A 20072-nucleotide genomic window follows, 5' to 3' on the forward strand; every position below is an offset into this window, starting at 1 on the left:
TCCCGTTGTTCGATCACTGCACACCGGTGCGCCAAGGACTGGTTGAAGCGCGGCCGGCATGGTGCTCATGCCGGCCGCCTCTCAAATCCATCGTAAAGCCATTGACCCATCATCATTAATCGGGGTAGCGTTCACATTGGTCATGACAAAAATGTCACGAATACCGCGTGGGGGGCTAATGTGGAAAACCTGAGTGCGCTGGGCGGGCTGGAAGTCTTTGTTCACACTGCGCGAACGCGGAGCTTTGCGGCCACTGGGCGGGAACTCGGCATCTCAGCGTCGGCCATCAGCAAAAGCATTTCGAGGCTTGAAGAGCGCGTTGGCGTGCGGCTCTTCCAACGCAGCACGAGAAGCGTCCGGCTTACGTCCGAAGGCGAGGTGTTCCTGGAAAGGTGCAGACGGATTTTCGGGGAAGTTCAGGCGGCCGAAGACGAACTCAGCGCAATGGCCCAACATCCGCGAGGGAGGCTAAGGGTGGGGCTGTCACTTTCGGCGGGATTACCATTTCCAGTGCTTTCAGCCTTTATGGAGCAACATCCCGAGATTGAACTCGATCTTGATTTCACCGATCGAATGGTCGATGTAATCGATGAAGGATTTGATGTCGTCATTCGCGGGAGCGCGCTTCGGGATTCACGGCTAGTATCTCGCCCGCTGGGTTACTGGCGCGCCTGTCTGGTCGCCGCGCCGGAGTATCTGAAACAAAAGGGAACTCCCACGAATCCGGATGACCTTTTGAATCATGCATGTCTGCACTATCGCTGGACACCCACTGGAAAACTGTACCAATGGCCGCTGCGGCATTCGACATTCACAGCGGCAGGCTCGTCGCTGCCATTGACGGTGGTGTGCAACAGCCTGGACATGTTGCTTTATATGGCTCTGGCAGGGCGCGGGATCGCATGCGTGCCTGACTTCTCTGTCAAGAACGCGCTCGCCGATGGACGCCTGAAAACCATGCTGGACCCGTACGTCACCGACTCCAACAGTATCCATATGGTGTGGCCCAGCAGTCGGAAAATGACGCCAAAGGTGCGGGTATTCGTGGATTTTGTGCACGCTCATTTTGGCAAGTACCTGGTCACCAAAGTAGATGAGCCGAAACGGCAAAAGGTCCAGCCACCCGCTTGAATACAGACTTCACAGGAACGGTGCTCGAAAGTAAAGGCTGCGACGAACTCGACCAGCGACCTGTTTTGCAAATGAGCCACGCTGCGACGCACATCGCGAATGACCGCTGCCGAAACACGTTATGACACTCGAACGTCGCTGACTGTGCACAGGTGACGGTCCCTTCATGGCCGGCTACGGTCTGACATGCGCGTGGGGCTAGTCTCCGTGTGCGGATTGCGGGTGCTACAGACGCGAGACATTAGCAATATCCATCTTATCTATTTGCAACACTCGCAGGCCTCAACTATGTTGAATAGCCGGAAGGCTCGGCTACCGGGCGGGTGCCGCGTCCGATATTTCTAGCACTCTTACGCGATTCCGAGTTCGCGGCAATAGCAGGGAGACTCGGCTATGACGACACCGCTGCTCGGACAGATGATGGACGTGCCGCTGACGGTTTCCTCACTGCTGGCCCATGCGTCACGTCACTTCGGCACGACCGAGATCGTGTCAAAGCGCATCGAAGGCGACGTGCATCGCTACACGTATCGCGACTGCGAAAAGCGCGCGAAGCAACTGGCGCAGGCGCTTATCGCGCTGGATGTGCAGCCGGGCGAACGGATCGGCACGCTGGCATGGAACGGTTACCGCCATCTGGAAGCCTATTACGGCACGACGGGCTTCGGGGCCGTCTGTCATACCATCAACCCCCGGCTCTTCCCCGAGCAGATCGCATGGATCATCAACGACGCCGATGACAGCTACGTGCTGTTCGATACGACGTTCGCACAGCTGATCGATTACCTTGCGCCCCTCTGCCCTAAGGTGCGTAGGTGGATCGCGCTTGCCGACGACGCGCATCTGCCTGCGGTGCAGACGCCCATACCGCTCATCAGCTATGAGACGTTTCTCAAGCCGCACGACGGCGCATTCGACTGGCCGCTCCTCGACGAGCGCCAGGCATCGTACCTTTGTTACACCTCGGGCACGACGGGCAATCCAAAGGGCGCGCTGTATTCGCATCGCTCCACGGTGCTGCACGCGTACGCCGGTGCGCTGCCGGATGCGATGTGTCTATCGGCGCGCGACTCGGTGTTGCCCGTCGTGCCGATGTTTCATGCGAACGCATGGGGCATGCCGCATGCCGCGCCGCTCACGGGCGCGAAACTCGTCCTTCCGGGCAAGGATCTCGACGGTAAATCCCTGTTCGAACTGATGCAGGCGGAGCGCGTCACGTATTCCGCCGGCGTGCCAACCGTCTGGCTTGGCCTGCTCAACTACATGAAGGAAGCGGGGGTGCGGTTGTCGTCACTGCAACGCGCGGTGATCGGCGGGTCCGCGTGCCCGCCGGCGATGCTGCGCACCTTCGAGGAATACGGCGTCGAAGCCATTCACGGATGGGGCATGACCGAGATGTCACCGCTCGGCACGCTCGCAAAACTCAACTGGGAACAATCACAGCGGCCGTCGGAAGAGCAGCGCAGGCTGCGCGAAAAGCAGGGGCACGTGATCTACGGCGTGGACATGAAGATCGTCGGCGACGATGGGCGCGACCTGCCGTGGGACGGCGTCGCGTTCGGCGAACTGCACACGCGCGGTCCGTGGGTGATCAAGCGGTATTTCCAGAAGGATGACTCGCCGCTCATCGACGGCTGGTTTCCGACTGGCGACGTGGCCACGATCGACCGGGACGGTTTCATGCGGATCACCGACCGCAGCAAGGATGTGATCAAGTCGGGAGGCGAGTGGATCAGTTCGATCGAAATCGAGAACATCGCGATCGCGCATCCGGCCGTCGCAGAGGCGGCCTGCATCGCCTGCGCCCATCCGAAGTGGCTGCAGCGGCCGCTGCTCGTCGTCGTCAAACGCAAACGCGCGGAGGTCACGCGCGACGAACTGCTCGCGTTCTACGAGGGAAAGGTCGCGAAGTGGTGGATGCCCGATGACGTGGTCTTCGTCAACGAATTGCCGCATACGGCCGTTGGAAAGCTGCACAAACTGAAGCTGCGCGAGCAGTTCCGCGATCACCTGCTGCCGTCGGCGCTCGAAGTTGAGAACTGTCCGCTTGCCGACGAGCGCGCAATGGTAGGCGGCGGGTCGAAACCTGCGGCGGAATAATCGAAAAGGAGGCTGTCAAAGAGACCGCCACCGCACCGCCATTTGGTGTAGCCGGCCGTAGCCGGCCATCTGCGGACGATCGTTCGCGCTCCCGCGCGGACATTTGAATGTCGGCTTCGCCCCAGGTACCGGACTTTGCGTTTCGACGACGCCCGACGTGCAGTCGCCCTTCTCAATTGGTTGGACAGCGTGGGAAGTCGCCGGGAAGCCGCAGATCCACCCGTTTATTCAGGATTGCCGCTAACAGCGGTCAGCCCCGTGAGATTCACACTGCGGGTCGTGAACCATGCTTGAGTTTAGGGACGGAAAACGGTCACCGTTGACCTGTCGTCGCCTCAAAGTCCTCTGAATAGGTGGTCAATCGCCCCTCTTTTCCCTCGTTTGGTTTAGCCCCAAGCTCGTATCATGGGCTGCACATTGGGGTTAATGCAGTATGTCGGACACGTTGTGGGTTACAAAATCCTGACATTTCTATCGAAGGAAAAGATACATGTCAATTGCAAAGCGACGCGCGAGCTCGGCCAGATTGTCCCTCGTAGCCAACACATCGAGTGCTGTAGCGATTCCCGCGGACTGTAAAGCAACGACATCCGGGCCGATGCCAGAAGCATGGTTCGAGGAAGAGATCGGCTACATCGGCGAAATGCCTGCGTGTACCCGCATCCCGACTGACACCCACCGTCAATGACCTGAGTGAACTTCACGTAAAAGTAATGCCGGCGAGCGCATTCTTTCGCCCCGGGTATCGCTCCACCGAAACGCGCCATTCATGAATACTGTTCGAACTGAATTAACGGGTGATGCCGGCCTTCCATCGATGCATCAGCCACTGGGACTGGCTGCGTTGCTCCGGGCGGCAACGGCCGGGAGCGATCTGACGCCGCTGGGGGAAAGCCTGCTCGAGCACGTAAAGCGTCATGACGACCCGTACGCTCTGCTCGATTTGTCGCTAGTGTTGCAATTGAAATACCAGAAGGTGGCCGCTCTCGCCGTCCAGCAGCAAGCGCTTCAAATGACCAGACATTATCGGTTAAAGAGCGCCCAGACGATCAAGACTCCTTTGAAGGTGCTGGTGCTCAAGGCTCCGGGCGATCTGATGGCGAACACGCCTTTTGAGTGCCTGCTTGAGAACGCCGACCTGCAGATAGAGGTCCTGTATGTCGACGCGCGGCCGCTGGGGGATGCCGAGTTGCCCGAGCACGACGTTATCTTCGTTGCGGCATGCGCGTCGGATGAAACCGCGGCCGTTCTTGCCCAAATCGCGTCGCTGACGAGCGGGAGGGGTTGCCGCGTACTAAACCGGTCCGAACACATTGCGAAGACAATGCGTGACACCGCCTATGCTCTGCTGGGCGCTGCCCCCGGTATCTGTATGGCCCACACGGTGCGCCTTTCCCGTGAGCGGGTCAACGAAGCGGTTTCGGGAGCGTTGCAGTTGTCCGAGGTACTAGGCGCAAACTATCCGCTCATCATACGGCCGATAGGATCGCACGCGGGACAAGGTCTGGCAAAAGTGTCTGACGCTCAGGAACTCGCGCGCTACATGGCTGAGTCTGACGCCGTGGAATACTACATGGCGCCTTTTATCGACTACAGCAGCGCCGACGGTCTGTTTCGCAAATACCGGATCGTGATGATCGAGGGAACGCCATTCGTGTGCCATATGGGCATCTCGAAGGAATGGATGGTTCACTACCCTTACGCGGAAATGTCGACGCATCCCGACCGGCGAGAGGAAGAATCGCACCTGATGGCGAGCTTTGACACCGATTTTGCTGTGCGTCACCGCGAGGCGTTTCGCAACGTCGCGGAATTGACCGGTCTCGATTACGTAGGATTCGATTGCGCTGAAACGAGCGATGGCCGGCTGCTCATATTCGAGATCGCGACGGGCATGGTTGTGCATGACTTGGACGACCAGAGCATCTTTCCTTATAAGGTTCCGCAAATTCGCCGGGTTGCTGACGCCTTTCATGAAATGCTGCGCCGCGCGGCTGCGAACGCATACAAAATCCAACGGCTGGCCTCGGAGGCATAGTGAAGTCCAATGCATTGAATTTTTCCGGTGGTCCCGGAGCGCTCCCTGAAACGGTGCTGGAACAGACGCGCATAGCGATTACCGCGTTACCGGAAACCGGCATCTCCGTACTCGGCATGAGCCATCGCTCGGACTGGTTTCGCTCCATACTGGACGAAGCGGAACAGAATCTGCGCGTTCTGCTCGGTATATCCGACGACTACGCCATTACCTTTCAGCAGGGCGGCAGTAGTCTGCAGTTTGCGATGATCCCGATGAATTTTGCCGCGAAGGGATTCGCCCCGCCCGAATATGTGACGTCCGGCTACTGGAGCGGTCGGGCGACTTCGGAGGCGGCCAAGGTGACTGAGAGGAAAGTTGCGTGGGACGGCCACGCGACGGGCTACCGGCAGTTGCCCGCCCTCGATAAACTGGACATCTCCGGCTCTGCCGCCTATCTGCACTACGTGTCGAACGAGACCGTGGAAGGTTTGCAATTTCCGGTTTGCGAAGAGGCGACGCGGGTACCGCTGATCGCTGACATGTCGTCCGATTTTCTGTCGAAGCCCATTCGCCCAGACGCATACTCGATGATTTATGCTCACGCCCAGAAGAACCTAGGTCCGGCTGGGGTAACGGTAGCGGTAATCAAGCGTTCGCTGCTTGAACGGATCCCCGACGGCTTGCCGGCGATCCTCGATTTTCGCACCCACGTCTCGCACAGTTCCAACTACAACACGCCGCCGGTATTCGCGATCTATGTGCTGACGTTGATTACGCGCTGGCTGCGCTTCGATGTTGGCGGTCTGCACGCGATGCAGAGCATCAATGAGAGAAAGGCGCGGCGGCTGTATGACACGCTGGACGCTTTGGAGGGGGTCGTCACCGTCCACGCGGACCGTCGCTGGCGCTCACAAATGAACGTGGCTTTTAAATTCGGTGATTCTCGGCTCGGCGATGCGTTTATCGGGGCGGCTCGTGAACAGGGTATCGTTGGACTAGAGGGGCACCGTTCAATTGGCGGGTTGCGTGCGTCTCTATACAACGCCGTTACAGAACAAGCCGTGGACATTCTGGCAAACGCACTAACGGAATTCAGTATGCAACGGGCCTGAACAGCAATGCCGGTTCTCACGTTGACGTGCCGTGCGACTCAAAGGAATAAATGACCGCTGCACCCCAAAAAGCTGCCGATGAGGTGGCGTCTGGTTTAGAGTCCGGAGTGGGTCGGACAGCGCCCGCTGACTGCGGGCACAGACTGGATCTCCCTTCAATTGAAAGGAGATCGCCATGGAAACACCTGAGAAAGGAACCGCTGCCAGAGTGCCGTGGAACAAAGGCCGGTTGACTGGGCAGAAACCCCCGCTGAAGCTCAAAGAAATCTGGGCCATTCGCATCCGCCTGCAACTTTCGGCGCGCGTCCGCGACCTCGCCATGTTCAATCTGGCTATGGACAGCAAACTACGTGCATGCGGCCTGACGAAGCTGAGGGTCCGCGACGTATGCCACGGCGAGTACGTCACCAGTCGGGCGACGATCATGCAGCAGAAAACGCAACGACCGGTTCAGTTCGAGATTACCGAACAGACGCGGGATAGCGTCGAGACATGGATCGAGGCGGCGGGGCTGGCGGCGCCAGACTTCCTCTTCCCAAGCCGGCTGCGTGAATCGCCGCACCTCTCGACGCGCCAGTATTCGCGCCTGGTGCATCGCTGGGTCGCGTCGATCGGACTGGACGACGCGGCGTACGGCACGCACACGATGCGTCGGGCGAAGGCGTCGCTGATTTATCGCCGCACGAAAAACCTCCGCGCCGTTCAACTGCTCCTTGGGCATCCCAAGCTCGAGAGCACCGTACGTTATCTTGGCATCGAGGTCGACGATGCACTGGAGATGGCGGAGCAGACTGAGGTTTAAGCGCAGGCACCGCCGGATGGCGATCGACTACCGGTCGCTGTCCGGCCAAGAGGCGTCAGTTGCCCACGGTAGTAGTGGGTCGCTCAAACGTCGGCTACGCATCTCGTTTCGGCCGTTTGGTGCCGCCCTTCGATACCTCGGAATTCAAGCAGTTGATATCAACGGCGACGGCAGGCGGCGGTGCCACCGCCTGCTGCGAAAACGTCGCTGCAAATTGTCTGCTTCTGATAAGGTCTTGCTAAAGCCGTCTAAGTTGCGCACAGAATGGGCAAGCGCTGCACCTACATTCAGGTTGATGGAAATGACGAGTGCCACCGACAGTTCTTCCACCGTCGCGCCCGCTTCGTCGCTTCACTCGCGTGAAACGCAATGCAGCCATCGCGGCGCGTAGTCATGGCAATGGCGAGAGAAACTAATTCTGACAGTTAGTCGGCACGGCTAGCACCGCGCGGTCACACACTTCATCGGGTGTTGGCGAAACCTTTGCCCTGTGCGAGAAATCGATCGTCAGCAGTTTGATGACAACCAGGCACGGAATGACTGCCGGATCGCGAGCGGGTTGAAGTCTCTGGCTGCGCCGCGCAGACGGCTCAGTGGATCGCCGTTATGCATTGGGCCATCCTAGCCGCTGCGCTCGATGAAGCGAGGCTCGTACGACAACCCGATGAAAAGGTGCGATGAGCGTAATATAGGCTCGCCCCAGCGGACGATTGTAGAAGACGAGCGTCGTCACTATGAGGCGGGATCGCCCGTGAGATGACGGCTGCACGAGGACCGACACGCGGAAGTCCAGATGCGTGTCATCCTCGCCGAGAACGATCTCGTCGTCATATCGTTCGAATACGTGAAATAGGCTTATCCTGTCGCCTCCTTTCTCCTTGAGGTCAACTGCTGTCTTCAAGCCGAACGGCCGCACGAGAATGTCCCGGAATCTCAGCAGCATGCCAATCCATGCCGGCTGCCTGGCAAAGACGTGTCGTGCGAGAGCCTCTGCGTCGTGGCAGGCTCTTTCTGGCAGGTCCACCGAGAATGCGTCCGCGAAATCAGCCAGGCCGTACGACCATTTCAGCTGTGAGGCCGGCGGCAAATCGGACTGTTCGATCTTCGGATAGCAATACATGTGCGATCACCAATGCGAGGATCCTGGGCTGAGACATTAGAGCAGCGAGATGCCGCCGTCGACCACCGACTCCGCGCCCAACATGTACCGCGAAACGTCAGTCGCCAGAAATAGCGCCGCTGTGGCGATATCGCTCGCTTCGCCCATCCGGCACACCGGCACCTGCACCTCGAAGGCCAGGAGGCGTCGTACCGACTTTTTTCTGCCGCTATGCCGGCAAAAGACCAGCAATACGATAGCTTTCAATTAACCCATCATAGACAGAGATATCCGCGCGACTTCTGGCGATGAGTTGAGCGCCAGCGACGGCTGCGAAGATGGCGCGAGCACGCCCCTCGCGCTCCTCGGCGCGGACAATGGCCGTGGCGGATAGCACCTTGCTCAGCCATGCAACATTCACATCAGCAAAGGTTTGGACCTCTTTCGTCACCGCGTCCGGCAAGTCATCAGATTCGGCGGCCATGAAGCTGCAGAGGCATATGCGATTACCACGCTCCAGTGCCTTGCGAAATGTATCCGGATACAGGCGCAGACAGTCGATCGGATTCGCGGATTCGGCCCAAAGTGCACCCAGCGTGGCTGCCGAGTCCTCCCAGTAACACCTCGCCACCGCCGCTCCGAGATCGGACTTGCTTGCGAAGTGATGATAGATGCTCGCGGCCCTGATGCCGACAGCCTCAGCAAGATCACGAAAATTCAGGCCGCTGTAGCCGTGCGCTTGCGCAATCTCTGTAGCAGCCACCAGGATTCGTTCCCTGGAGCTCAAGCCCGAATCGTTCTTCACTACGACCGCCTCCGCAAACTGGGATGACTGTTGACACAGCGAATTATACCCTCTATGGTAAACCTAACAAACGTTAGGTAGGTTGATGGAGATACTTCCCCATAACCTCCGATCCCGAGTAACAGCCACCTGGAGAGGTAAGCATGACATCGAGCATCATTCATTCCGATGTAACCCAACTCCCCATCATGACGATTTACGATTTCCCCAGGGGACCTTATCCGACACGCGTGCGCATCGCCTTGGCCGAAAAGAATCTGCAATCGCGCGTCGAGTTCGTGATGGTCGATCTTTACAGGGGAGAGCACAAAAGGCCCGAGTTCACCTCAGGGAAAAACTACTCGGGTACGCTGCCGGTCCTCGAACTCAATGACGGAACCTGCATCGCCGAATGCACCGCCATCACCGAATACCTCGATACGCTCGATGGCGCACCCACCCTGACCGGCAAAACACCGCTCGACAAGGGCGTGATCCACATGATGAGCAAGCGCGCCGAGCTGGAATTGCTCGATGCCATCAGTGTCTATTTCCACCACGCCACGCCTGGGCTCGGGCCCGAAGTCGAGCTTTATCAGAACCCCGAATGGGGGTTTCGTCAGCGCGACAAAGCCCTCAGGGGCATGCAGTACTTCAATGACGTCCTGAAAAAGCAGCCGTTTGTCGCCGGGGATGCGTTCTCGATGGCCGACATCACCGTCATTGGGGGCCTGGTCTTTGCGTCGATCGTGAAGCTGCGGGTGCCCGCAGAGTGCGAAGCCCTTCTCGCCTGGTACGCGAGAATGCGCGAACGCCCGAGCGTCAAGAGCCAGCCGGCATTTGCCTGAAATCGCAGCTGTCGTCGGACTTCATTGATGAGCGACCAATCTTTGGTTGCAAAACTGGGGCGACCGGTACGCATGAGTTGGACGACTGGTGATCTCAGTCGCGACCGGATGGCTACGACGCCAAGGTCGCGCGGCGGATCAGTAGTCGTTGCGGCATCACGTAATGCGTTGCCGTGCCTACCTTCCGGGCGGCTCGTTCCAGACCGCAGCAAATCAACGGCATAACCGCCGTGAAGTTCGACGGCCGATTCACGCCCTGAGTCAGTCCGTCAAGCGTTTCGAGGCGGGAAGCGCGAGGCTTCCAAGAAGGGGGGAGCCCCGCTTCCTGAGTGCATTCAGATAGATGCTTTCGTCGTACCGGGTCCCGGTCTGCCAGCAACGGTAGAGGATGCGTATCCATTTGAATGCCAGCGCCCGGACGGCAGCCTGATATGAGCTGCCCTTCGCGCGCTGCTGCCGGTAGTAGGCGCCGGCCCAGAACGATTTGTCGATGGTGTGACCGGCCCATTCGACGAAGGTCTGGCGCAGGAATTTTGGGCTTTGCCAGCGCCAATGCACCCAGCATTTCTTCCCGCTGCGCTCAGTGACCGGTGCAATGCCCGAATACTTCTGCAGTTCAGCCGCGTGCCGGAAGCGCTCACGCTGTTCGCCGAATGCGGCAAGCAGCCGCGGTGTCAGATGCGGGCCCGCCCCCGGCAGGCATTCAAACAGGGCGAAGTCCGGTAGCGTTCGCGCGACCGTCGCAATCTCCCTGTCGAACACATCAATCGCAGCCAGCGCGGCTCGCAGTTGTGCGACCAGTGCCAGCGCGTGTAGCCGGCAGGGTGAGACGATGCCGGGATCCTCGGTGAGTGAAGTAGCCGAGCGGATGGATTCCAGACGCGTTTCGATCAGCCTTGGGCGGCGACAGTTGTGCGCATGGAAGAATGTCTCAAGGGTACTGCGGTGGGCGTGTTTGACGGCTGGAAGCGTCGGCCAGCGGGTGATGAAGTCGCAGAACGGTACCGTGTCGATGTGCTCGAACCACTCCAGCGCCTGCGGGTAATACTGTTTGAGCGTATTGCATAAACGGTTAGTGAATCGCGTCTTGTCGCCGACCATTTCACGGCGCTGCTCGATCAGGCTCATCAGACAACGCATACCCGCGCTTTGCGGCCTCAGCGGAGCGAACCGCTCGGGATGGCAAAGCAGCAGATCGAGTGCCAGTTCGGCATCGGTGGGATCGTCTTTGGCCCGACTCGGTTTGAACGCCTCACGGTACGTCGCGAGGATTGAGGGATTAACCGGAAAGAGGACAAAGAAATCATATTTCTGCAGCGCGGAGACAATGGGTCCCCTCGCCAGTTCGAGGGCAACTGCGATCGGCCCATCAAAACGCTGATGCAATCCCTTTGCCCACTCATCAATGCATGCGACCTGATGGGGAACGCAACTGAACTCGCGCCGGGTGTCGCCCGCCGCCTGCAGGCGGACATCGTGTTTGGTGTCCGCCCAGTCGATGCCGACATACGCAGCGAACTGCTGATCCGACAGAGGTGACATGTGAGCCTCTGCAAGTGATAGATTATCCAGCAGGGACATGCATGCTTGTGCTCTGCGAAGGCAATATAGTGAGCCGGTGCGACGGCGAACCCTGAGTATTCGTTGACGAGCGCAAGCGCACCCGCGGACTCGAAGCTAAAACGGCAAACGTCCAGGCGTTTGGGTCGACTTATTCGTAATCCGCAGGTGCATGTCCCGCTTGCACTGGCAGCAAGCTGCCAGTGCCACCAGTATTAATGAAACCGGGACGGACTATCTATACGGGGTCGACTGCGGAAGCTCAGCACCACGAGAGGACCGCGGGTCACCGACCGACGACGAACTTCCGGGTTCGGCCAACATGCGTCGTTAGATGGGGCGTGTACTGCGTTGCTCGCGCGACCATTCTCGCCGCCGAAGCGGCCCACGATCCGGCGATAACAAAGGACGTCGGTGCACTGAGCGGGCGCAACGCTCGCGCAGCGGATCTTGCCCGCGCGCGATGCGGCCAAGGATCTATATGAAGCTTGCGCCTCCGTTGACGGGGATCGTTTGGCCCGTGATGAATGCGTTGCCGACGACCATCAGCACGACCTCCGCGACCTCGCTTGCTTCGCCCAAGCGCCCGACGGGCAGCCTTTCTGCGACATTGGACGCCTTAAGCGGTCCAGCCATTTCGGTGTCGATCGGTCCCGGTGCAACGGCGTTGACGGTGATCCCTTCGCGGGCGAGCCGTGCAGCATAGCCGCGCGTCAAGCCTTCGAGGCCGGCTTTCGATGCGTTGTAGTGAACGCCAACCAAGCCGGGGCCGCGGGCGGCGGCCGACGAGACGTTGACGATGCGGCCCCAGCGCCTCGCGCGCATGCCGGGCAGCACTGCCTGCGTGCAGAGAAACGCCGATTTCAGATTGACGGCGAGCGTTCGATCGAACTCCGCTTCCGCGAGATCGTCGATGTCGACGATCGTCGCGGTGCCCGCGTTGTTCACGAGCACGTCGATCAGGCCGAGGCGGTTTTCCACCTCGGCGATCATCGCTTCGACGTCGTCTCCGACCGATACGTCGGCGCATACCGCGATCGCGCGGCCTCCGGCGCGTTCGATTTCCGCGACGACGTCGGCCGCGTCGTTCTCGCGTTGCCGATAGTTGACGACGATTGCTGCGCCGGCTGAGGCAAGCGCGATCGAAATGGCGCGTCCGATTCCGCGCGAGCCGCCGGTCACCAAGGCGACACGATCGTTTAAGTTGAGCGAATGAGCTGGCATCGTGGAACTCCTCAGTTGCGGGGGGCAGAACCGGTTGTGGCCTCGTCTGCGAGCCGTGGTGTCGCTGAGCGGGCGTTGCCGGAAAGCATCCTAGTTTGCCCCCTTCAAAGCGTCTTCGCCGGAAAGTCGCCCTGCTGCTTTCATTGATCTTTCGGCCGTTCTGGCTTCAAAGCCGCCGTTGCAGCTAGACTGGGCCGAAGGGCAGTTCAGGGTCGTGAGAGGTCCTTTGCATAGGGAGCCAGCCGGCGATGTCCCGTCCGTACCGTGCTGGCGCGAACAGGGCACAATGACCAAACCCACGGGTGCCTGCACCGCAGGTGTGAAGGTGTGCATCACTCGCCAGCGTATGGTCGGAAAAATCGCCCGACACAGTGGCGCGGACATAGCAGCCGGTGTAACGCCCGGCCGCCCGTGGCATTCCACTCCACGCCCATGGAACCGAGTGGCTATTTCATGCGGCGGACGGCAGATGCACGGTCAGACTTTGGATACGTGCTCGCGGCCACGAAGCGCCATTCGTTTATCCCGTCGCTCGGATATTCAGATGGCTGCTCCGCTCAGATACTGTTGAAAAAGTCGCTGCGTGGCTTTTTCAGTTCTCCTGCACGAAAATTGACCTCTCAGATCGGCCTACAAACCGCTGGCACACGTCGGTCAAGGGTAAGAAGACCCCCTGAAACCTTGCAACAGAGACGGCCAGCGACTTTTTCAACAGTATCCTCAAACAGCCGTCATTGATGAGTTGCCTTGACCCAACGAGTTCCCTGGCCTTAGCGCCATCAGAAACAGCATGTTTCCGATGGCTTACGTATCGTCGGTGGCCGGCTGACCTTCGCGCGCGTACTGTGAAGGCGGCCGCCCTACGTGGCGCGTGAAGGCGACGCTGAAGGTGCTGGCGGAGCTGTAGCCGACCCGCTGTGCAATCTCGGCGACGCGGCCTCCGTTGCGGCGTAGCAGATCCTTTGCTAGCGCCATGCGCCAGGTGAGCAGATATTCCATCGGCGCCACGCCGACCGCGCGGTTAAAGCGTTCAAAGAAGGTTGAGCGCGACAGTGCGGCCTCTTTCGCGAGTTCAGCAACCGTCCACGCGCACGTAGGGTGTTCGTGCATAACGCGGATCGCGGCCGCGAGGCGGCAATCGGACAACCCGCGAACCAGGCCCGGTGACGCAGTCGTTCCCGCCGTGGACCGCAGCGCCTCGATGAGCAGCACTTCCAGCAGTCGTGACAGCACGAGCTCGCGCGCGGGCCGCTGCTCGCGCGATTCATCCCGTACAAGTTGTACGAGGGTGGCCAGCCGCTCTTCACCGCGGACATGCACGAGTTGCGGTAGCAATGAGACCAGCAAGGCTGCATCCGGTGAACCGAAGCTGCAGTGGCCGACCATCATTCGCGAATCGACAGGGTTGCCGGACTCCCCGATTCTGAATTCATTGTTGCCGAGCGCGATTGGCTGCGGCGTCTGAACGGCTGGCGGTGGCGGCACGAGGCTGGACATCGCGACGCCATAGGCCGCGGGAATCAGCACGAAGTCACCCGAGACCAGCTCAATGGGTTCGTGCCCGTCGATCGCCATGCGGCACGCGCCGTCGAGGATCACGCAATAGAACGGCTGACCGGCATCCGAGCGGCTAACGCGCCAGGGACTGGCGCCGAGGACCAGCTTGGAAAACCGGGCGCCCGGCTGCAGCAAGGTCACGACTTCCGCCAATGGATCGATCACTGCCGGACTCCTGCAAACGAAATTCGGACTTCCGATTGTAGCGCGTACAGTGGCCGCGGTCTATCGTACGGGCATACGCAAACCATCTCACCTAGGAGTTCGCATGAAAACCGTGCTGATCACCGGCTGCTCTTCCGGATTTGGTCTCGAAATCGCCCGCTACTTTCTGACGCGCGACTGGCAAGTCGTCGCCACGATGCGCACGCCGGGCGCAGACGTGTTGCGGGCTTCCGAGCGCTTGCGCGTGCTGGCGCTCGACGTCACAGATCCGGAAAGCATCCGCCAAGCTGTCGAGGCGGCCGGCCCGATCGACGTGCTCGTCAACAACGCGGGCTTCGGCGCGGCGTCCCCCGCGGAACTGGTCCCGATGGCGACGGTGCGCGAGATTTTCGAAACCAACACCTTTGGCACGATCGCATTGACGCAGGCGGTGCTGCCGCAGTTTCGGCAGCGTAAGGCCGGCGTCGTGGTGAATGTCACATCGAGCGTCACACTCAAGGCCCTGCCCCTCATCGCCGCTTACCGCGCGAGCAAGGCGGCGGTGAACGCATTTACCGAGTCAATGGCGCTGGAACTCGAACAGTTCGGCGTGCGAGCGCGGCTGGTGCTGCCGGGCCGCGCGCCCGACACCCGGTTCGCAGAGAACGCCCGCGCGCAGATGCATGGCCTCGACCACGAGGCCTACGCTGATCTCGTCAGGGATGTCTTCGCGCGGTTTCGGGACACCTCTACACCGGTGACCCGGGCACAGGACGTCGCCGACGCCGTGTGGCGCGCGGCGACCGACCCCTCGTCTCCAATGCGCATCCCGGCCGGCGCTGACGCCGAAGCATGGGCGGCTGAGCTTCGCTGAGCGGGCGGCGTGGATGGATCACGGCTTGTACTCGCGCGAGCGCATTACGATAAGGAGATTGCTATGCAGGACAAACCCGTCGCTCTCGTAACCGGGGCTAATCAAGGAATCGGTCTCCAGATTGCAAAGGATCTCGCGGTACGCGGCTTGACTGTGTTGGTAGGGTCGCGCAGCCTCGAACGCGGCGAGGTTGCGGCCAGGGAAGTTGGGCTGGGCGCGTTCGCGCTCCAACTCGACGTGACGGATCAGACTTCGATCACATATGCGACGGAGCGCGTCCGAAACGAGTTTGGCCGCCTTGACGTGCTCATCCAGAACGCGGCCATCTCGAATACGAAGAAGCAACCCGGTCAGTCCGTCGAGGAGTACGCAAAGACGACGCGCCCGAGCAATGTGGCTCTAGATGAAATGCGCGCGATATGGGACACCAACGTGTTTGGCGTGCTCGCTGTGTACCAGGCGATGCTGCCACTTTTGCGCAAGACGCCTGGCTCCCGCATCGTTAACGTGTCGAGTGGCGTTGGGTCGTTGACGACGAACTCGGACTCGGCCTTCCCCTACCGCGCGATCTTCGGCCCCGTCTACCCGGCATCCAAGACGGCTCTCAACGCTTTGACGGTCGCCATGGCGATCGAACTTGAGCCAGAAGGTATCAAGGTCAATGCCGTCTCCCCGGGTTTTACCAGGACGAACCTCAACGGATATGCGGGCACCGAGACCGTCGAGGAAGGCGCTCGCGAGGTGGTGCGCGTTGCGCTGCTGGGTCCGGACGGCCCCACAGGGACGTTCACGCGCTGGAAAGGGGAAACGATCCCATGGTGATTTAAGTTTGTGCGCGTGTTCGGAGGGACCGATGGATTGGGTCGGAGCGCATGAAACCAGACCGTTCGCCTGAGCCTTGGTAGCAGCCTTAAATTTCGCTGTTGTTGAATTGCTGGCGGCTGAGCGTCCGCTCGGCGCATGCGATGAGCAGACGGCAGGTGCGCCTCCGAAGGAGCCGTTCCGGTGATTTGAGTTGAACGGCGGTTCAGGGTGGCGGATTCAACCGGTCGATGCAATAGTTCGATGGAACCGTTCAGCCGGCGTTTCGTAGTCCAGTGTCTTCCTTGGACGCTCGTTCAGCCTTCGAGCCACGGCATTGAGTTTGGCCTGTGAGTAGACCGACAGGTCGATGCCTTTCGGGAAGTATTGTCTGTATGCGGTCCACGAACGACGCCACTCAGAGGTGCTCTGAGGCGTAAATTGTGTGGCCGGGAGAAGGGTCAGCGGAGATTGGCGGGCATCCTCCACGGCAACAGCGCGTCGTAGTCGTCGACGGTCTTCGCCAGTGGCAGACGTTGGAACAGCCAGGTGAGGTAGCAGTACGGGTCGATGCCGTTGGCCTTTGCTGACTCGACCAGCGAATAAAGATTCGCACTCGCATGTGCGCCAGCAACTGTATCGGCAAACAGGAAGCTTTTGCGTGCGACGACAAACGGGCGAATGGAATTTTCGCAGGGATTGTTCGATATGGGCCAGTTGCCGTTCTCGACGTATCGGATCAGCTTGGGCCACTGTCCATACAGATAGGTCAGCGCCTTGCCGAGTAAGCTTTGCGGCACGACGCCGGGCAACTGTTCAAGCATCAGCTTTTCGATGGCATCCAGCACGCGTGGACTGTATCGTCGTCGCAATCGCTGTCGTCGTTCAGCCGGCCACGTTTCACTGCGCGCCTCCGCTGCGAACAGCTTGCCGATCAGGTTGATGAAGCGTGTGGCGAGCAGATCGGCGGAGCGGGCCGCCTTGGGCACGTTATCTTCGGCCTTGACCAGATACCGTCTCGCATGAGCCCAGCATCCGAGGTGCACGCTCAGGAGGGCGCTGGCGCCTCGTCCTCCGTCGTATGTGGTCTAGCGGATGTCACTGCCAGAAGCGGTTTCAATTTGCTATGCACCACGTTTCTGTCCGCTGTTGTGGTAGGCGAGGACAGCGGGCAACGCCCTTTTATCTGTTTTTGAGGAAGCGCTGGCTACGGTTTGGATGTGTTTCCCCTCCGGGGCCGGGTGCCTACTTACCCTTGCTCAAGCGCGCTCAATTGCGCCTGCCGGATGCAACGACGGTCTGTCGTTTTTTCGACGCCAAGTCTTAGCAACTTAGCGAACTGAAGGAGTTGCTTAACGGTCGGATACTCCCCTTCTGAAATCATGCGAGTCGCCTCGATCGATACACTCTCGCTAAGGAACGCTTCTCGCTTTTGGCGAGCTTCTTCGAACATCTTGTTGCGCTTGTCGTGGGTCGGTTTCGCAATCTCTCGGCACAGGTCCGGAAAGTGAGCGCAGCTGCATCGTCGTGCTCGGAAACAAATCGTTCGATTCGAACGGGGGTTCTCTCTTGCGATTCAGTCTACAGCTTCGATGCGTACCGGCATCGCGCTCATTACCGGCATGGCGTTGATCGGATCAAGACCAACTGTAGTGCTGAGCAACTGGTTTGGATTGGCGCCGGCGTAGGTTTCGGGCTCCTCGTCGGGCATCGGTCCCCAGCCGTGCGGAATGGAAACGACGCCTCGGCGCAGTGCGGCGTCCGCTTTGACGATAGCTCGAATGCGGCCGTGCGGCGAAACAATGGCCACGCACTGGCCTTCGGTCAGTCCTTGAGCAGCCAGGTCATCGGGATGCACAAAGGCCGGATTGAACGGCATGCGTCGGCGGACCGCGGGCAAGTGGTGGTACATGGTGTTCTGCACGTCGCGCACGCGCCGCACCGCCAGGCGATGCGTGAACCCCGGCGGCGCCCCCGCTTCGTTCAGTACGCCCGCCAGTTCGCACTCGACGTCGTCCGGCATCACGTCGAAGCGCGCGGGGTTCCCTGGCTCGCCGGGCTGCACGATCATCGGTTCGATCTCGTAGATTTTCCCTTGTGGGTACAGCTTCAGTTCGTCAAATGAGATCGAGCCGTGGCGAACCAGGATCGCAAGCAGCTCTTCGGTGGTCGGAGCTGCGCGCATATCGAGCGGAACTTCGTCGAATATGATGGTCTTGCCCAGGCGCCGCGCCAGATCCCAGAATACGAACCAGTCGTCCACGACTTCGGATCCCTCCGGCGGCGTCGCCACGGCGGCCGAGTATTGTGCGTAAGGCTGAAACATGATGTAGGACTCATAGTCGCGCGAATGCAGGTCGGCGCGCTCGAACATCAGCTTCGGTGGAATCACATAGTGCGCGAGCCGCGCAGTGTTAGTCATGAAAGGCTCGATGCATACCAGCAGTTGCAGTTGGCGCAGTGCATCGGCGATGCGGCGCTGGTCGGGCACGGCATCGACTGGATTGCCGCCGTCGACCAACAGCGCGCGGATCTGGCCGGCGCCAGGCGTAGTGATTTCCTGAGCCAGCGTGCCGCTCATCTTCTGGCCGAACAGCATGCCATAGCCGCCGACACGGCTCTTCCAGCCGGATTCCCAGGAACGGCGTGGCGGAATCACTTCGGCGCGGCGCTGGTAGCGTGGGGCGATCACACCGGGATTCGGTACAGGGTCGCCGGGGCGAGCGAAGCGGCCACACACGACGTTGAGGCATTCGACCAGATGCTCGGCCAGATTGGAGTGCGGCGCCATGTTGGGCCCGGTTCCCGACGCGGCCGAGCCACGCTTGCGGCGCAGGCCGCCGGCCTCCCGGACGGGTTCCGCGAAGGCCGCAGCGGCGGCTTCGAGCCCTTCGACGCTTACGCCGGCGCGCTGGGCGACGTATTCGGGCGTGAATGGCTCGACCGCGCGCGCCAGTCGTCGCAGGTCCTTGACGTAGCGCGCGCAGAATTCAGCATCGTGCCAGCCGCGACACAGAATGATGCGCAGCAGGCCAGCCAGGACGGTCGGGTCCTCGCCCGGCAGCACCTGCAGGAAGACATCGGCATGGCGGGCGGTCTCTGTCTCTCGTGGATCAATCACCACCAGCTTCAGGCCGCGCTCCTTCGCTTCGTGGAGTTGCTTGACCGGATTCTGCAATGCAAAGTTGAACGTGGCTAGCGACACCAGCGGATTGGTGCCGACGAACAATAGCGCGTCGGCGAGCGCATACGGATCTTTGCCGGCAGCCCAGCCGCCCAGTCGCTCAAATGCCACCCATTTGGCCGACTGGTCGATGGTCATTGTAGAGAAAAACGAATTCGAACCCAGCGCCGCGAGGAAGGCGGGCAACATATGATTGGCGGCGAGGTTAGAGTAGTTCATGGTGCCGCGATAGGCTGCGACCGCATCGGCGCCGTGGCGCTCGATCAGTGCCTGGAGTTGCATCGCGATCTCGGCCAGCATCACGTCAAGCGGCATCTGCACGAAACTGCCATCGCGCTGCCGTTTCATCGGGTGCAAGAGCCGCTCCGCGCTGTTATGCGCCTCATGCAGATACGCGCCCTTGATGCAGGCGTAGCCGCGCGTGAGCGGATTGTCGCGGTCGCCGCGCGCAGCAACGACGCGTCCGGCGTTGTCCAGGGTCAAGCGCAGTGAACAGTTGCCGGCGCAGATGCGGCAGGCTGTGACGGCTTCGCGTGGCACGGCGAGCTCCTCCTGTAGTGTGGCCCACACCTCGTAACCGCCCACAACTTTCGGCGTAAAGGTTAAAGCCGAGCCGGATACCTGCGCGATGACAGAGCACCCGCATACGACTAGCGTTAGATCGCCGCCAGATTGCGGCCGTCCATTCGCTATTATAAACGACGTTCATATTTTGACAACATGGCCCGACGACCTGTTGCGAGCGCCGCTGCCCGCAAGTCCGGCACGCCGCGCCCCGGCGGGGACATCGGGCCTCGCGACGGCCCGTCGCACGAGAAGCACGCCCTCACGA

At 60.4% G+C, this 20072-nt stretch carries 16 protein-coding genes and 2 pseudogenes; 8 read left to right on the forward strand and 10 right to left on the reverse strand.

What is annotated here, in order from left to right; translation table 11 throughout:
- Nucleotides 1-180 precede the first annotated feature (180 nt).
- The 5 genes from OKW41_RS05490 to OKW41_RS05510 all read left to right on the forward strand — a co-directional run bounded on the left by OKW41_RS05490 (nt 181) and on the right by OKW41_RS05510 (nt 7165).
- Nucleotides 181-1131, forward strand: coding sequence for a LysR substrate-binding domain-containing protein (locus tag OKW41_RS05490; protein WP_429445283.1), 951 nt, complete (start codon nt 181-183; stop codon nt 1129-1131).
- A 393-nt stretch (nt 1132-1524) separates the two neighbouring features.
- Entirely contained in the window at nt 1525-3231 is a 1707-nt protein-coding gene (locus tag OKW41_RS05495; RefSeq protein WP_429445284.1) for a 3-(methylthio)propionyl-CoA ligase, read from the forward strand.
- Nucleotides 3232-4000: 769 nt separating this feature from the next.
- A complete protein-coding gene (locus tag OKW41_RS05500) occupies nt 4001-5269 on the forward strand; it encodes an ATP-grasp domain-containing protein (RefSeq protein ID WP_429571793.1) in 1269 nt (422 codons plus the stop codon).
- Entirely contained in the window at nt 5269-6363 is a 1095-nt protein-coding gene (locus OKW41_RS05505; RefSeq protein WP_429445288.1) for a phosphoserine transaminase, read from the forward strand. The genes OKW41_RS05500 and OKW41_RS05505 overlap by 1 nt, the downstream gene beginning before the upstream one ends.
- Before the next feature lie 175 nt (nt 6364-6538).
- Nucleotides 6539-7165 (forward strand): tyrosine-type recombinase/integrase, encoded by a 627-nt coding sequence (locus OKW41_RS05510; protein ID WP_429571794.1) that lies wholly within the window; start codon nt 6539-6541, stop codon nt 7163-7165.
- A gap of 144 nt (nt 7166-7309) precedes the next feature.
- Here the strand turns inward: OKW41_RS05510 and OKW41_RS05515 are convergent, their stop codons facing one another.
- The 4 genes from OKW41_RS05515 to OKW41_RS05530 form a co-directional block, all read right to left on the reverse strand.
- Nucleotides 7310-7495: a hypothetical protein gene (locus OKW41_RS05515; RefSeq protein ID WP_429571795.1), complete on the reverse strand. Its 186-nt coding sequence runs from the start codon at nt 7493-7495 to the stop codon at nt 7310-7312.
- Nucleotides 7496-7769: 274 nt separating this feature from the next.
- Nucleotides 7770-8285, reverse strand: a complete 516-nt coding sequence (locus tag OKW41_RS05520; protein ID WP_429571796.1) for a DUF2867 domain-containing protein — start codon at nt 8283-8285, stop codon at nt 7770-7772.
- A gap of 36 nt (nt 8286-8321) precedes the next feature.
- A complete protein-coding gene (locus tag OKW41_RS05525) occupies nt 8322-8531 on the reverse strand; it encodes an SDR family oxidoreductase (RefSeq protein WP_429445296.1) in 210 nt (69 codons plus the stop codon).
- Entirely contained in the window at nt 8494-9069 is a 576-nt protein-coding gene (locus OKW41_RS05530) for a TetR/AcrR family transcriptional regulator (protein ID WP_429571797.1), read from the reverse strand. Before OKW41_RS05530 ends, OKW41_RS05525 begins: the two co-directional genes overlap by 38 nt.
- 188 nt (nt 9070-9257) lie before the next feature.
- Between OKW41_RS05530 and OKW41_RS05535 the strand changes: the two genes are divergently transcribed.
- Nucleotides 9258-9896, forward strand: a complete 639-nt coding sequence (locus OKW41_RS05535; protein ID WP_429446912.1) for a glutathione S-transferase — start codon at nt 9258-9260, stop codon at nt 9894-9896.
- A gap of 261 nt (nt 9897-10157) precedes the next feature.
- Here OKW41_RS05535 and OKW41_RS05540 read toward each other — a convergent pair whose 3' ends face one another.
- The 3 genes from OKW41_RS05540 to OKW41_RS05550 form a co-directional block, all read right to left on the reverse strand.
- Entirely contained in the window at nt 10158-11438 is a 1281-nt protein-coding gene (locus tag OKW41_RS05540) for an IS110 family transposase (protein WP_429573353.1), read from the reverse strand.
- Nucleotides 11439-11933: 495 nt separating this feature from the next.
- A complete protein-coding gene (locus tag OKW41_RS05545; RefSeq protein WP_429571798.1) occupies nt 11934-12680 on the reverse strand; it encodes an SDR family NAD(P)-dependent oxidoreductase in 747 nt (248 codons plus the stop codon).
- Nucleotides 12681-13484: 804 nt separating this feature from the next.
- Nucleotides 13485-14402, reverse strand: a complete 918-nt coding sequence (locus OKW41_RS05550; RefSeq protein ID WP_429445303.1) for an AraC family transcriptional regulator — start codon at nt 14400-14402, stop codon at nt 13485-13487.
- A 103-nt stretch (nt 14403-14505) separates the two neighbouring features.
- Here OKW41_RS05550 and OKW41_RS05555 point away from each other — a divergent pair, with 103 nt between their 5' ends.
- A complete protein-coding gene (locus tag OKW41_RS05555) occupies nt 14506-15255 on the forward strand; it encodes an SDR family oxidoreductase (protein WP_429571799.1) in 750 nt (249 codons plus the stop codon).
- A gap of 63 nt (nt 15256-15318) precedes the next feature.
- Nucleotides 15319-16077 carry an SDR family NAD(P)-dependent oxidoreductase gene (locus OKW41_RS05560; protein ID WP_429571800.1) on the forward strand — a complete coding sequence of 253 codons (759 nt, stop codon included), beginning with the start codon at nt 15319-15321 and terminating at the stop codon, nt 16075-16077.
- 219 nt (nt 16078-16296) lie between these two features.
- Here the strand turns inward: OKW41_RS05560 and OKW41_RS05565 are convergent.
- From OKW41_RS05565 to OKW41_RS05575, 3 genes and pseudogenes are all read right to left on the reverse strand, one after another.
- A pseudogene (locus tag OKW41_RS05565) lies at nt 16297-16449 on the reverse strand (IS30 family transposase); the annotation flags it as partial.
- Between the two features lie 68 nt (nt 16450-16517).
- Nucleotides 16518-17102 (reverse strand): annotated as a pseudogene (locus tag OKW41_RS05570) (IS66 family transposase); the annotation flags it as partial.
- A gap of 530 nt (nt 17103-17632) precedes the next feature.
- Nucleotides 17633-19780, reverse strand: coding sequence for a molybdopterin-containing oxidoreductase family protein (locus OKW41_RS05575; protein ID WP_429571801.1), 2148 nt, complete (start codon nt 19778-19780; stop codon nt 17633-17635).
- Between the last annotated feature and the right edge of the window lie 292 nt (nt 19781-20072).

Origin of the sequence: Paraburkholderia sp. UCT70 (assembly GCF_050434085.1) — a bacterium.
In the GTDB taxonomy this organism is placed as follows: Bacteria; Pseudomonadota; Gammaproteobacteria; order Burkholderiales; family Burkholderiaceae; genus Paraburkholderia; species Paraburkholderia tuberum.